The organism is Sporolactobacillus vineae DSM 21990 = SL153, from assembly GCF_000377985.1.
Taxonomy (GTDB): Bacteria; Bacillota; Bacilli; order Bacillales; family Sporolactobacillaceae; genus Sporolactobacillus; species Sporolactobacillus vineae.
The window spans coordinates 20,812-35,700 of sequence record NZ_KB899050.1; the positions used below are offsets into that span (position 1 = coordinate 20,812).

Sequence of the window (14,889 nt, forward strand, 5' to 3'; positions counted from 1 at the left end):
TCTTCCCGGCTCTCTCAGCCTGTTTTTCTGGCCAGTCTCCCCTGTTCCAGATAGACAAGCAGAATGGCGATATCACTTGGATTGACTCCGGAAACTCTGGAGGCCTGACCTACAGAGATCGGTTGTACCTTATCCAGCTTCTGACGAGCTTCCGTAGCAATGCCGTCGATGACACTGTAATCCAGGTCTTTGGGTATTTTTTTCTTTTCCATCCGTTTCATCTTTTCAACCTGTTGGAGCTGCTTGCTGATATATCCTTCATATTTGATTTGAATCTCTACCTGTTCCCTGACATCGGCCGGAACTTTCCAGCCAGGTTCAGGCATCAGCCCGGCTACATCATCATAGCCCAGTTCCGGTCGCTTTAACAGGTGTTCAGCCCGAACCGGTTCGCTGATCGGCGCAGCGCCTTTCTCTTTGAGCAGTTTATCCGTATGCTCTGTCGGCCGGATAGAGATACGGGTAAAACGTTCCCGCTCTTGCCTGATTTGTTCCTTTTTTATCAAAAATCTTTGATACCGTTTTTCAGGAATCAGACCAATCTGATGACCCAGTTCCGTCAGGCGCAGGTCCGCATTGTCATGCCGCAGAAGCAGCCGGTACTCGGCTCGCGATGTCAGCAGTCGATAAGGTTCCTTTGTTCCCTTCGTCACCAGATCATCAATCAGCACGCCGATATAAGCCTGGGCTCTGTCGAGAATGACCGGATCCTTGCCCAATGCTTTTCTGGCCGCATTAATGCCGCCCATGAGTCCCTGACCTGCGGCTTCTTCATAACCGGAAGTCCCGTTGATCTGTCCGGCAGTAAAGAGACCGGAAATCTTCTTTGTCTCAAGCGACGGCCAGAGCTGCGTCGGAACCAGGGCATCGTATTCAATGGCGTACCCCGGCCGCATCATTTCTGCTTTTTCAAGACCGGGAATCGTTTCCAGCATCTTTCTCTGGATTTCTTCAGGCATGCTTGTCGACAGGCCGTCCACATAAACTTCTCTTGTTTCCTTACCTTCAGGTTCAAGAAACAGCTGATGGCGGCTTTTGTCACTGAAACGCACAACCTTGGTCTCGATGGACGGGCAATATCTTGGACCCGTTCCAACAATGGCTCCCGAATAAATCGGCGAACGACCGAGATTATCCCGAATGATCTGATGGGTCTCCGGACTTGTATAAGTCAGCCAGCATGGAATCTGATCCTTCACAAAGGTTGTCGTATCATAGGAAAAAGACAAAGGTGCATCGTCGCCCGGCTGAATTTCCGTTTTGGAATAGTCCACTGTCCGTCCGTTCACGCGCGGCGGTGTTCCGGTTTTAAATCTTACCATATCGAAACCGAGCTGATGAAGATTTTCTGAGAGATGCACCGAAGCCTGCATATTATTTGGACCGCTCTCATATTCCAGTTCACCAATGATGATTTTTCCCTTCAAATAAACACCGGTTGTCAGGACGACGGATTTAGCCCGGTATTCCGCACCGGTAGCAACAACCACCCCACGGCATATTCCGTCTTCAACAATCAGGCGTTCCACCATACCCTGCCTCAATGTCAGATTCTCTGTTTCTTCAATTGTTTCTTTCATCGCACGCTGGTACAGCTGTTTGTCAGCCTGCGCCCTGAGTGCCCGGACAGCCGGGCCCTTCCGGGTATTAAGCATTCTCATCTGAATATAGGTCTTATCAATATTGTGGCCCATTTCGCCGCCTAATGCATCAATTTCACGGACAACAACGCCCTTTGCCGGACCGCCTACCGACGGATTACAAGGCATAAAAGCAACGCCTTCCAGACTGATGGTCAGCATTAAGGTCTTCGCGCCCATCCTTGCCGCTGCCAGGCCTGCTTCAACACCGGCATGTCCGGCACCAACGACGATCACATCATAGGAACCGGCCTGATAACCTTTCATCTTTCTTCCTCCCCAGATACAGGTAATAATACTTGTTCGATCAGTGAATCACAATCTATTTTCCGAGACAGAACTTTGAGAACAGTTCATTGATCAGACTGTCGGAAACGGTTTCGCCGATAATCTCGCCTAGTGTATCCCATGCCCTTTTGACATCGATCTGTGCCAGATCGACTGGCAACCCCTGATCTGCAGCAGTAATCGCATCGGACAGCGCCGATCGTGCCGTTTTCAGTAATGCAATGTGACGTACATTTGAGACATAGGCTTCTTCATGATTCGCCGACAAATTACGATCAAAAAACAGCGTATTAATCGCATCTTCAAGTTTTTCAACGCCCTGCTCATTTTTTAGCGAGAGACGAATCACCGACCGATGTGCTGCGAGCCTGTTTACTTCCTCAATCTCAATTTTCTGCGGCAAATCTGTCTTATTCAGCAGAATAATCGCCGGTGTGTTGCCGATCGCCTGAAAAAGACGGCGGTCATCATCGGCCAGCGGTTCATGAGCATTAAGCAAAAATAAGATCAAATCCGCATTCGCCAGAGCGGAGCGGGAGCGGGCAACACCGATTTTTTCCACTTCATCGGTTGTTTCCCTGATACCGGCTGTATCGATCAGCTTCAGCGGAACACCACGGATGTTAACGTAATCTTCGATAATATCCCGGGTGGTTCCCGGAATATCGGTGACAATCGCCTTATTCTCATGAATCAGGTGATTGAGGAGTGATGACTTTCCGACATTCGGTCGGCCGATAATGGCTGTCGACAGCCCTTCCCTGAGAATTTTTCCCTGCCGTGCCGTCGACAGGACCTGATCGATATGGTTGCGGACGGCGGCAGACCGGTCTCTGAGAATCTCTCCGGTCACCACTTCCGCGTCATCGTATTCCGGATAGTCAATATTGACTTCCACCGCAGCGAGAATATCCAGGAGCTGCTTTCTCAGTCCCCGAACGAGTGTTGAAAGCCGGCCCTCCATCTGACTCATGGCGACATCCATCGCTCGATCGGTCTTAGCCCGGATCAGATCCATGACTGCTTCAGCCTGTGACAGATCAATCCGTCCGTTCAAAAATGCACGTTTGGTAAACTCTCCGGGTTCAGCCATGCGGACATCCTGATCGAGAATCAGCCCGAGAATGCGGTTGACACTGTTCAGACCGCCATGGCAGTTGATTTCAACAATGTCTTCACGCGTATACGAATTTGGTTTTTTCATCACCGATACCATTACGGTTTCAACGGCTTTCCCATTTTCCGGATCAATCATTTTCCCATAATGAATAGTATGCGTTTTAACTTGGGAGAGCGGTCTTTTTCCACGGAACAGACGGTCACCGACCTGAATGGCTTCCGGTCCGCTCATTCGTACGATGCTGATCGCTCCCTCGCCGACCGGCGTTGAAATTGCGGCAATCGTGTCTTCATAATCCAATTTTATCACCCCTTTTCGCATAAGTCTTATGATGTATGCCTTGCTGCGCATTACAGCCCCGATTCCAGATAAGAAAAAAGCGCGCTCCTAAGATGCGTGCTTTTCATTGCACGGAAAAGTAAAGCCCGATAAGGCTTGCGTTCTCCGGATCATTCCGGGACCCAGTTCAGTATGGTTCTGGCAGAACCATAAAAATAACAGCCGGAATAGACATCATCATGAACATTATTAACATTCGGGCTCGCGAGCCCGGCTTATTTCTTTTTTGCACCCGCGTTGCCGGCGTTTTCCGGCGCCTCACGTTTTTCATAGATGACATAGGTCTGAAAGATCATGAAAATATTACCGATGACCCAGTAGAGTGCCAGTGCAGACGGGAAATAGAAAGCGGGAATCGCAATCATCACCGGGAAAACATAAAGCATCATTTGCATCTGCGGATTGGAATTGCCCATTCTGCCCATCATAATTTTTTGTTGTAAAAAAGTAGTCAGGCCGGCAATAACCGGTAAGATGAAATACGGATCTGCATGACCGAGCTGAAACCATAGAAATGACTGTGTCTTGATCACTTCTGTCCTCATGATCGCCTGATAGAAGGCAAACAGGATCGGCATCTGAATCAGCAGCGGCAGGCATCCGGCCAGCGGATTGACATTGTTTTCCTGAAAAAGCTTCATCTGTTCTTCCTGAAGCTTTTTCTGCGTGTTCTGATCCTTTGAACTATATTTCTGCTGAAGTTCTTTGATCTTCGGCTGCAGATCCTGCATCGCCTGTGAACTTTTTACCTGTTTCGCCATCAGCGGCATAATTACGAGACGGACAATAATGGTTGTAATGATAATTGCAATGCCATAACTGTTCCAGAATATCTGGGCAATTTTGATGATAAACCAGGAAAGAGGAAACACAAAGTAATGACTCCAGAATCCCGGGCTGCTTGCATTAATCGGCTCATTCACGTTTGAACAGCCGGACAGCAGCACTGCAAAAAGCACCAGCAGTCCGACGCCAAGATATTTTTTACGCAACCTTTTTCCTCCTTGATCAGTCCCGAACCAGGTTCGATTCTGTTTCATTTATCTTTTTTTTCCGGAACAGGATCGAACCCGCCCGAATGAAAAGGCTGACATTTCAGCAGACGTTTTACCGCCAGCCAGCTTCCATATAAAACACCGAACCGCTCCAGCGCTTCAGCCGCATATTGGGAACATGTCGGATAAAAGCGGCAGGACGGCGGTGTAAAAGGAGAAATGCATTTCTGATAGACACGAATGATAAAAATAAATAAATATTTCATCTGTCCGCACCCTCATGTGCATGGAACATACCTGTTTTTTTCAGGACATGAATCAGGCTCTTCTCCATTTCCTGATAAGCCATCGTTCTCACTGGACGTCGTGAGATAACGATAAAATCCGTCCCCGGTTCAAGCCTTTCCGCCAGACCGCGAAACATCTCTTTAATATACCTTTTTATATGGTTTCGCATCACGGCGTTACCCATTTTCTTGCTGACAGACAGTCCGAGCCTGGAACAGGTCTGATTTTCCTGCTTCAACACATACACAACGAACTGACGGTTGGCAAAGGATTTCCCTTGTTTGAAAACAACCTGAAAATCCCTGTTCTTCTTCAGTCTCTTTAAATTCTTCATTTTGTCCCTCCATAATGGGACATTTATTAAACGACTTGGCAACTTCAGCAACTTTCCTTCTTACCGCAGCGAACTCGCGCAGCACATTCGATGACTCTGCTTGTCCTGTCTGCCTGATGCACGGGATCCATTCATCCCGGGTTAAATTCTTACGTTATAGTGAAAAAACCACTGCTTACACACAGTGGCTTTACGCAGACAGAACTTTTCTTCCCTTGCGCCGGCGATTGGCCAGTACTTTACGTCCATTGGCTGTTGCCATTCTGGCGCGAAATCCGTGAACCTTTTTTCTGCTGCGCTTATTCGGTTGATAGGTACGTTTCACGATCGATACACCTCCCTGCTGTCTGAAAAAGAAATCCTGCGGGTAAATCCTTTATGGATTCAAATCGCAACACTGTTTATTCATTTTCGAAAACCAGTCTGATTAATTATATGAATTTATCAGCTATAAGTCAAATGTCAGCCGATGGGACTCATCCTCTCCACTTGTGGATAACATTTTAGCCTGTTCATTATTTTTCACCATTTATCGACAAGTTCTTAACATAATCGCATGTTGTTAATGAACATCCTGTGAATGAGTTGTCCACTGTGGATAACTTTTTTGAATTATTGCCTTGTCGCCCTATTTTTGATATGATCAATGTACTTAATCGCGTTCTTATTTGTTCGGCCGAATACGATTATCCACAGACTGTGATTAACTTGTGGACAGATTTTTTCCGCTTGTTTATTATGTTATCCACAATTTATGAACGTATGTTCCTAACTGAACCTTTTCTCAGCTGTTGCAGCTGATTTGCCCGATTTTCGTCTGTGGATAATACATTGAACAACTTTTTTCATTCATCACCGGGCGATTCTAATCAGCTGGCGGGTAAAAGGATTGCTTCAAAGAGTTATTGAACGACAACTTAAATTTTTCTCATTCACAGGATTAAAAGATAAACCGGCTGAATCAGGGGAAATTTTATTGATTCAGCCGTCTTTTCCGTTACTGTATAATTTTCCCGATTTCACTGAAATTTTCAGGATCAAACAGACTGCCGGATCAGGTCGTTTCTACTATCTCTATGCGTTTCGGAGACGAAAATGCATCTCCGGCTCATCGGTTTTGCATCATTTAGGAGGATCTGAAATAGTGACGAATCTTCAGGATATTTGGAAGCAGACGTTAGCCGTCGTTAAGAAAAAACTCAGCAAGCCAAGTTTCGAGACCTGGCTTAAGGAAACGGAAGCCAGCGCCATAGATGGACAGACGATGATTATCAACGTGCCTAATGAATTTTCTCAGGACTGGCTGGAAGAACATTATTCCCAGTTGATTGGAGACATTTTATTTCAGATCACGGGGGTTCATTACAGCGTGCAATTTGTCATTCCCCGGAAATCATCCGGAGAGACAGAGAAGAAGATCGTCCGAAAGAAGATAAAGAGTGAACCGGTAAAAATCAGCCCGGAAGCCAACGAACCTGTGGACACCAATTCGCTGAATCCGGCAAAATCCAGGAGCATTGAAGATCTGAACAATAGTATGCTGAATTCCAAAAATACGTTTGAAACCTTTGTTATCGGATCCGGCAACCGTTTTGCCCATGCCGCGTCGCTGGCTGTGGCCGAAGCTCCGGCAAAAGCTTATAATCCTCTGTTCATTTATGGAGGCGTCGGTCTGGGAAAGACGCATCTCCTTCATGCAATTGGCCATTATGTCATGGAGCATAATCCAAATGCCCGTGTGGTCTATCTTTCCTCAGAGAAATTTACAAATGAATTCATTAACTCGATCCGGGATAACAAAACCGTCGAATTCAGGAATAAATACCGCAGTGTGGACGTTCTGCTGATTGATGATATTCAGTTTCTTGCCGGTAAGGAGCAGACGCAGGAGGAATTCTTTCATACTTTCAATGCTTTGCATGAGGATTATAAACAGATTGTCATCTCAAGCGACCGCCCGCCTAAGGAGATTCCTACACTGGAAGACCGGCTCCGTTCCCGTTTTGAATGGGGGCTAATCACAGATATCACACCTCCGGATCTGGAAACACGGATCGCCATTCTTCGCAAGAAGGCAAAAGCCGAGGGGCTGGATATTCCAAATGAGGTGATGATTTATATTGCCAATCAGATCGACACAAACATCCGGGAACTGGAGGGTGCGCTGATCCGGGTCATTGCTTATTCTTCTCTCATCAATGAAGATATAAATGTGGACCTGGCGGCGGATGCTCTGAAAGATATTATTGCCACATCCAAACCGAAGACCATCACCATTCAGGATATCCAGGTCGCTGTCGGCCAGGAATATCACCTGAAACTTGAGGACTTTTCTGCGAAAAAGCGGACCAAATCGATCGCTTTTCCGAGACAGATTGCCATGTACCTGGCCAGGGAACTGACGGACTATTCGCTTCCGAAGATCGGTGAAGAATTCGGCGGCCGCGATCATACGACAGTCATCCATGCACATGAAAAAATCACGAAGCAGCTGGCGACGGACCGAAATCTTCAGCAGAAGATCAACGGCCTGATCGATCAGCTGAAAACGCCGGTAAAATCGTAATGATCTTCCGAACGATGAATCAAAGACCTGTGGACAACCGGGATAAAACTGACCGGAATCATGCACAAGTTATCCACATGTGAATAACTTTAGCGTCCGTATTCCGTCCGACTTATCAACATATTCACGCGACCTATTATTATGACTGTTTTTTTTAATTACTTAATTATTAATAAATCATTCGGGGGCAAGAACCATGCAAAATATCCAGGATGCAAGCGATATTTCATACACGATGAAATGCAGCGTACGAAAAGACAAGCTTGCCGGTGCGGTAGGTCAGGTGATGAAGGCTGTATCATTGAAGACCACGATTCCGATTCTGACCGGAATCAAAATCACCGCTGATCCGGAGAAACTCACACTGACTGGAAGCAATTCCGACATATCCATTAAATCATTTATTCTCACTGACGAAAAAGATGAAGAAAATGCAGTGATTGAAACTGCCGGAAGCATTATTCTGCCGTCACAAATTTTTTCCGAACTGGTGCGTAAATTACCGGAAGATACTGTTCACCTCTCAGTCGACAGCCGTTTAATCACGACCATTACTTCAGGAAGTACCGAATTTACCTTGAACGGACTGGATCCCGATGAATACCCTGTTTTGCCGTCCATTGAGGAAAAAGATGTCTTCAGTATCCGGAAAGATTTACTTAAAGACGTCATCCGGCAGACAGTTTATGCTGTTTCCGATTCTGAAACCCGACCGGTACTGACCGGGGTCAAATGGACGCTGCAGAACCACCGTCTGGAATGTGTTGCGACCGACAGTCACCGTCTGTCGCAGCGGACGATTCCGATTGACAGCGGAAACCAGGCTGAAAAAAAGACGCTGGTCGTACCGGGTGCCAGTCTGAATGAACTAGCCAAAATTCTCGACGATGGGGATGATTCGTCCGCCGATGTCGTCATGACGGAAAATCAGGTTCTTTTTAAATTCAGTAATGTTGAATTCTACTCCCGGCTGCTTGACGGAAATTATCCGGACACAAGCCGTCTGATCCCGACAGAGAGCAAGACGACACTGACGCTTGCGACAAAAGAACTTTACAAGGCGATTGAACGGGCTTCGCTGCTGGCGAAAGGGGAACGAAACAATGTTGTGAAACTGAGAACTGAAGACGGCACAGTAGAAATATCTTCCCAGTCCCTGGAACTGGGGCGTGTTTTTGAAACACTGAATCCTGAAAAAATGGAGGGCGAACCTCTCCGCATCTCCTTCAGTGCTAAATTTATGATGGATGCACTTGGAAAAATCGATTCGGAAAATGTCGAAATTCATTTCATCGGGCCGATGCGCCCGATCATTATCCGGCCGATCGGTGAAGATGACATTCTGATGCTGATCCTTCCGATCCGGACCTTTTGAAACAGATTCGTTGATGATAATGACTGATTGTTGATGATAATGACTGATTACTGAAAGAGGCTTTATCGATGAAGAAAATCAAGCTTCATAGTCAAAGTGACTACATGACACTCGGCCAGCTGTTGAAAGTGACAGGAGCCATTCAGTCGGGCGGAGAAGCAAAACACTATTTACAGGACAATGACGTCACGGTCAATGCTCAGCCGGAATCCCGACGCGGAAAAAAACTGCGGTCGGGCGATCAGGTAAAGATTGCCGGAACGGGTGAATTTGTGATCACCCGCTGAGCAAGGGGGCTTCCGGTTTGAAACTGACATCCATTGAGCTTACCAATTTCCGGAATTACAGTCATCTGTCCCTTGATTTTTCTGATTCTGTCAATGTTTTTCTTGGAGAGAACGCTCAGGGAAAAACCAATCTGCTGGAAGCAATTTATGTTCTGGCGATTGCCAAATCGCTGCGGACAGCGCATGACAAAGATTTAATCAAATGGAATCAAGAGTATGGTAAAATAAAAGGTAAAGTAGTCAGGCGAAACGACACGATACCGCTGGAACTGGTCATCTCCGGAAAGGGAAAAAAGGCCAGGGCCAATCACCTCGAAAAACAGCGCTTAAGCGATTACGTCGGGCTGTGCAATGTAGTGATGTTTGCTCCTGAAGATCTCGGTCTGGTCAAGGGCGGTCCCGCCTTGCGGAGACGTTTCATCGATATGGAAATGGGTCAGATTGCTCCTGTTTATCTCCATCTTCTCAGTGACTATCAGCGGGTGCTGCAACAGCGTAATGCACTTCTGAAAAAAAATTGGGGAAAACAGTCCGGAACCGGCCCGCTTCTTGACGTTCTGACGGAAAAATTGATTATTCTGGCCGCCGATATCGTCAATCGGCGATTGCGGTTCGTTTCGAGTCTGAACAGCTGGGCCGGTCCGATCCATGAGGAAATAAGCCAGGGCAGAGAAAAGCTGGAGCTGAACTATCATTCTTCAGTTCGTGAGGTATCAGATACCGGGGATCAGTCAAAAATAACAGAAGTCTATGAAAAAGCATTCAGTCAGCTCCGCACAAGAGAAACAGAGAGAGGGATGACGCTGGCCGGTCCGCACCGTGATGACCTGCAATTCATCGTCAATGGGCATGACGTCCAAATGTTCGGGTCGCAGGGGCAGCAGCGGACAGCTGCGCTATCTGTCAAACTGGCGGAAATTGAACTGATTCACAAGGAAACGGGAGACTACCCGCTTCTCCTTCTGGATGATGTACTCAGTGAACTGGATGATCTCAGAAAAACACATTTACTGGCCGCATTCAAGGAAAAAGTCCAGACATTTGTCACGACAACATCCATCGATGGTCTGGATGACCGATTGATCGAACGCGCCACACTCTTTCATATTCACCAGGGGACAGTAACGCGTTAATGATCTTCAGACTGGCTGAAAGTGTCTGCCGTGCAGCAGGTAAGAATGAAGTTAGGTGGGATATGATGAACGAACAACAGGAAGCAAAACAAGCCTATAACGCCAGCCAGATACAGGTGCTGGAAGGTCTTGAAGCAGTCAGAAAAAGGCCGGGCATGTATATCGGGACCACCGGTGAAAAGGGTCTCCATCATCTTGTATGGGAAGTTGTCGACAACTCGATTGATGAGGCTCTGGCGGGATTCTGTCATCATATTCAGGTTTTTATTGAGAAAGACGGCGGGATTACTGTGATCGACGATGGTCGCGGGATTCCGGTCGATATCCAGAAAAAAGTAGGCAGACCGGCAGTTGAGGTCATCATGACCGTTCTGCATGCAGGGGGAAAATTCGGCGGCGGCGGTTATAAAGTCTCCGGCGGGCTGCATGGCGTCGGGGCCTCGGTTGTGAATGCCCTGTCGACAACGATGTGGGTCAAAGTTTACCGCAACGGACACATTTACTATCAGGAATATCATCGTGGAAAACCGGTGGCCGATCTGAAGATCATCGGTGACACGGACCGGACGGGAACGACGACCCATTTTATTCCAGATCCGGAAATTTTCAAAGAGACCACACATTTTAACTATGAAACGCTGCGTGTCCGGATACGTGAACTGGCCTTTCTGAATAAAAACATCCGGATTTCAATCGAGGACCGGCGGGAAAAGGACAAGAAAGAGTCGTTTCACTATGAGGGCGGCATCCGTGAATATGTGGCGTTCTTGAACCGGTCCAAGGAAGTGCTCCATCAACCGATCGATCTGGAAGGCGAACAGGACGGGATCAAAGTTGAAATTGCGATGCAGTACAACGACGGCTTCGCCTGCCAGCTTTATTCATTTGCCAACAACATTCATACCCATGAAGGCGGGACACACGAATACGGTTTTAAAGTGGCACTGACACGTGTCATCAATGATTATGCGCGGAAGAACCAGCTGATGAAAAGCAGCGATCCGAATCTGTCCGGAGAGGATGTCCGTGAGGGCCTGACAGCTATTGTATCCGTCAAACACCCGGATCCGCAGTTTGAAGGCCAGACCAAAACAAAGCTCGGAAATCCGGAAGTCCGGACGATCACGGACAATCTCTTTTCAAATTCATTCTCAAGATTTCTTTACGAAAATCCCGACATTGCCCGTCTGATTGTTGAAAAAGGAACGATCGCTTCCCGGGCCCGCTCGGCGGCTAAGAAGGCACGTGAACTGACACGGCGCAAGAGCAGTCTGGAGAGTTCCTCTCTGCCTGGAAAACTGGCAGACTGTACCTCAAGGGATGCCAGCATATCCGAACTTTACATCGTTGAAGGGGATTCGGCCGGCGGTTCGGCGAAGCAAGGCCGTGACAGAATGTATCAGGCAATCTTGCCGCTGCGCGGGAAGATTCTCAATGTCGAAAAAGCCCGTCTTGATAAGATTCTCTCAAATGCTGAGATCCGGGCGATGATTACGGCGCTCGGTACAGGTGTCGGCGACGAATTCAGACTGGAAAAGGCCAGATATCACAAGATCATTATTATGACCGATGCCGATGTGGACGGTGCGCATATCCGGACGCTCCTGCTCACCTTTTTCTACCGGTTTATGCGTCCGCTTCTGGAGAAAGGATACATCTACATTGCGCAGCCTCCGTTGTACCGGGTACAGTACGGCAAAACGCTGAAGTATGCCTATGACGATAAGGAACTGACAAAAATCCAGGGGGAACTTCCTTCGAATGTGAAGCCTGCACTTCAGCGGTATAAGGGCCTTGGTGAAATGAATCCGGAACAGCTGTGGGAAACAACCATGGATCCGGAAAACCGGGTTGTGCTGAAAGTCCATCTGGAGGATGCTATTGAAGCCGATCAGATCTTTGAAATGCTGATGGGCGACCGCGTGGAGCCGCGGCGTGATTTTATTCAGGAAAATGCGCATTATGTCCAGAATCTGGATGTTTAAACCGGCAATGCCCGGAAGAATTAGCGATTGATTAAGTCTGGTAAGGAGGAACTAGGATGGCAGATCAGGATGAATCCAGGGTTAAGCCGGTCGATATCGGCCAGCAAATGCGTTCGTCGTTTCTTGACTATGCGATGAGTGTAATCGTCAGCCGTGCGCTGCCTGACGTCCGCGACGGATTGAAACCGGTGCACCGGCGTATTTTATATGCGATGAATGAACTCGGAATCACCGCCGATAAAGCCTATAAAAAATCAGCAAGAATTGTCGGAGAGGTCATCGGTAAATATCATCCTCACGGTGACTCCGCCGTTTACGATACGATGGTGCGGATGGCACAGGATTTCAGCCAGCGTTACGAGCTGGTCGACGGCCATGGCAACTTTGGTTCTGTCGATGGTGATCCGGCTGCCGCAATGCGGTACACCGAAGCCAGAATGTCGAAGATCTCGATGGAAATGGTACGTGATATTCGCAAGGATACGATAGACTTTCAGCCTAACTACGATGACTCGGAACAGGAACCGGTTGTGCTTCCTTCACGGTTTCCCAACTTGCTCGTCAACGGCGCATCAGGTATTGCCGTCGGTATGGCAACGAATATTCCGCCGCATCAGCTGGGCGAAGTCATTGATGCCGTGCTTGCGTTAAGCAAGAATCCGGAGATTACACTGGAAGAATTAATGCAGTATATACCTGGTCCGGATTTCCCGACCGGCGGCCTGATTCTTGGCCGTGAAGGGATTAAAAGAGCGTACCGGACCGGGCGTGGTTCCATTATTGTGCGGGCTCGGGTGACCATTGAAGAACAGAAAAACGGGAAACAAAGTATTGTTGTGACGGAACTGCCTTATCAGGTCAACAAAGCCAAACTGATTGAACGGATCGCTGAACTGGTTAAAGATAAAAAGCTGGACGGCATCACGGATTTACGCGATGAATCCGACCGGAGCGGAATGCGGATGGTCATAGAGGTCCGGCGTGATGCCAATGCCAACGTCATTCTGAATAATTTGTACAAACATACAGGACTGCAGACCAGTTTCGGCATCAATACGCTGGCGCTGGTCGACGGACGCCCGCAAGTGCTGACACTGAAAGAGTGTCTCCACTACTACCTTGTATTTCAGGAATCGGTGATCCGCCGCCGGACGCAGTTTGAACTGAAAAAAGCCGAAGCACGTGCGCATATCCTGGAGGGTCTGCGGATTGCTCTGGATCATCTTGACGAAGTCATCACACTGATCCGCAATTCAAAGACGACCGATATTGCCAGGGAAGGACTGATGTCACAGTTCTCGCTGACTGAGATTCAGGCGCAGGCGATCCTCGATATGCGGCTGCAGCGTCTGACCGGACTCGAACGTGAAAAGATCCAGCAGGAATATGAGGAACTGATCAGACGGATTGGCGAACTGAAGGCGATCCTTGCTGATGAGCAAAAAGTCCTGCACATTATCCGCAAGGAACTTCGCGAAATTAAAGATAAATACAATGATCAGCGGCGGACAGAAATAACCGTCGGTGCCGATATGATTGAAGACGAAGATCTGATCGAGCGAGAGGAGATTGTCATCACCGTTTCACACAAGGGATATGTGAAGCGTATGCCGGTCGATACATACAAAAGCCAGAATCGCGGCGGACGTGGTATCCAGGGCATGGGTACCAATGAGGACGATTTTGTCGAACATATTTTTCAGACCAACACGCATCATCATGTCCTCTTCTTCACAAACAAGGGACGCGTCTTTCAGCTTAAAGGGTATGAGATTCCCGAACTGGGCCGTACGGCTAAAGGGATTCCGCTCATTAATCTGATCCAGATTGATAAAGATGAATATATTTCTGCGTTTTTCCCTGTTGAGGCCTTTGATGGTCAGCATTATCTCGTATTTCTGACGAAAAAGGGGATTACCAAGCGATCTTCGCTGATTGATTTTGCCAATATCCGCAAGGGCGGCCTGTTCGCCATCACTGTGCACGACGATGATGAACTGATTGCTGTACGTCTCACGGATGGCAAGAGACATCTGATTGTCGGAACAAAAAACGGTATGGCGATCAGATATGATGAAAACGATGTCCGGCCGATGGGCAGAACGGCTGCCGGTGTCAAAGCAATCTCACTGGATCCTGATGACGAAGTGGTCGGCATGGGCATTGCCGATGACGATAAGGATGTCCTGATTGTTACGGAGAATGGATTCGGCAAACGGACTGCGACCGAGGAATACCGTCCCCAGACGCGTGGCGGCAAGGGTCTTAAAACCTGTAATATCACAGAAAAAAATGGCAAGATGATTAACCTGCGCACGGTCAGTGAAGATGAAGACCTGATGATCATTACCGCCAATGGTGTGATTATCCGGATGGCTGTTGCAGATATTTCCCGACTGGGGAGAAACACGATGGGTGTGACACTGATCCGTGTCGACAAAGGTGATCATGTGGCAGCCGTCGCGCGTATTCAGAATACGGAGGATGAAACGGAAGACAGCCCTGAGGAATCCTGACGTGACTGTCGGGATCTGCTGAA

Annotated in this window: 12 protein-coding genes; 6 read left to right on the top strand and 6 right to left on the bottom strand. The window is 47.9% G+C overall.

Annotated elements, in window-relative coordinates:
• Positions 1 to 14: 14 nt before the first annotated feature.
• The 6 genes from mnmG to rpmH form a co-directional block, all read right to left on the bottom strand.
• The gene (mnmG, locus tag D889_RS0110775) at positions 15 to 1,907 is read right to left on the bottom strand and encodes a tRNA uridine-5-carboxymethylaminomethyl(34) synthesis enzyme MnmG (RefSeq protein WP_010630841.1); all 1,893 of its coding nucleotides are present in this window, start codon (positions 1,905 to 1,907) and stop codon (positions 15 to 17) included.
• 55 nt (positions 1,908 to 1,962) lie between these two features.
• A complete protein-coding gene (gene mnmE / locus D889_RS0110780; protein WP_010630842.1) occupies positions 1,963 to 3,348 on the bottom strand; it encodes a tRNA uridine-5-carboxymethylaminomethyl(34) synthesis GTPase MnmE in 1,386 nt (461 codons plus the stop codon).
• Positions 3,349 to 3,602: 254 nt separating this feature from the next.
• On the bottom strand, positions 3,603 to 4,379 hold the full coding sequence (gene yidC, locus D889_RS0110785) for a membrane protein insertase YidC (RefSeq protein WP_010630843.1): 777 nt from the start codon (positions 4,377 to 4,379) through the stop codon (positions 3,603 to 3,605).
• Between the two features lie 44 nt (positions 4,380 to 4,423).
• Positions 4,424 to 4,648, bottom strand: coding sequence for a membrane protein insertion efficiency factor YidD (gene yidD, locus D889_RS0110790; protein ID WP_010630844.1), 225 nt, complete (start codon positions 4,646 to 4,648; stop codon positions 4,424 to 4,426).
• Complete coding sequence (gene rnpA / locus D889_RS0110795) at positions 4,645 to 5,004, bottom strand: ribonuclease P protein component (protein ID WP_010630845.1); 360 nt, start codon at positions 5,002 to 5,004, stop codon at positions 4,645 to 4,647. The genes yidD and rnpA overlap by 4 nt, the downstream gene beginning before the upstream one ends.
• 190 nt (positions 5,005 to 5,194) lie before the next feature.
• Positions 5,195 to 5,329, bottom strand: a complete 135-nt coding sequence (rpmH, locus tag D889_RS0110800) for a 50S ribosomal protein L34 (protein ID WP_010630846.1) — start codon at positions 5,327 to 5,329, stop codon at positions 5,195 to 5,197.
• An 819-nt stretch (positions 5,330 to 6,148) separates the two neighbouring features.
• Here rpmH and dnaA point away from each other — a divergent pair.
• The 6 genes from dnaA (at position 6,149) to gyrA (ending at position 14,866) form a co-directional block, all read left to right on the top strand.
• Positions 6,149 to 7,570, top strand: coding sequence for a chromosomal replication initiator protein DnaA (gene dnaA, locus D889_RS0110805; RefSeq protein ID WP_026039000.1), 1,422 nt, complete (start codon positions 6,149 to 6,151; stop codon positions 7,568 to 7,570).
• A gap of 235 nt (positions 7,571 to 7,805) precedes the next feature.
• Positions 7,806 to 8,945, top strand: a complete 1,140-nt coding sequence (gene dnaN, locus D889_RS0110810) for a DNA polymerase III subunit beta (protein WP_010630848.1) — start codon at positions 7,806 to 7,808, stop codon at positions 8,943 to 8,945.
• 68 nt (positions 8,946 to 9,013) lie between these two features.
• Positions 9,014 to 9,232, top strand: coding sequence for a S4 domain-containing protein YaaA (gene yaaA / locus D889_RS0110815; RefSeq protein ID WP_010630849.1), 219 nt, complete (start codon positions 9,014 to 9,016; stop codon positions 9,230 to 9,232).
• A 17-nt stretch (positions 9,233 to 9,249) separates the two neighbouring features.
• On the top strand, positions 9,250 to 10,365 hold the full coding sequence (gene recF / locus D889_RS0110820; RefSeq protein ID WP_010630850.1) for a DNA replication/repair protein RecF: 1,116 nt from the start codon (positions 9,250 to 9,252) through the stop codon (positions 10,363 to 10,365).
• 65 nt (positions 10,366 to 10,430) lie between these two features.
• Positions 10,431 to 12,350 carry a DNA topoisomerase (ATP-hydrolyzing) subunit B gene (gyrB, locus tag D889_RS0110825; RefSeq protein ID WP_010630851.1) on the top strand — a complete coding sequence of 640 codons (1,920 nt, stop codon included), beginning with the start codon at positions 10,431 to 10,433 and terminating at the stop codon, positions 12,348 to 12,350.
• A gap of 56 nt (positions 12,351 to 12,406) precedes the next feature.
• A complete protein-coding gene (gyrA, locus tag D889_RS0110830; protein ID WP_010630852.1) occupies positions 12,407 to 14,866 on the top strand; it encodes a DNA gyrase subunit A in 2,460 nt (819 codons plus the stop codon).
• The last annotated feature ends 23 nt before the right edge of the window (positions 14,867 to 14,889 follow it).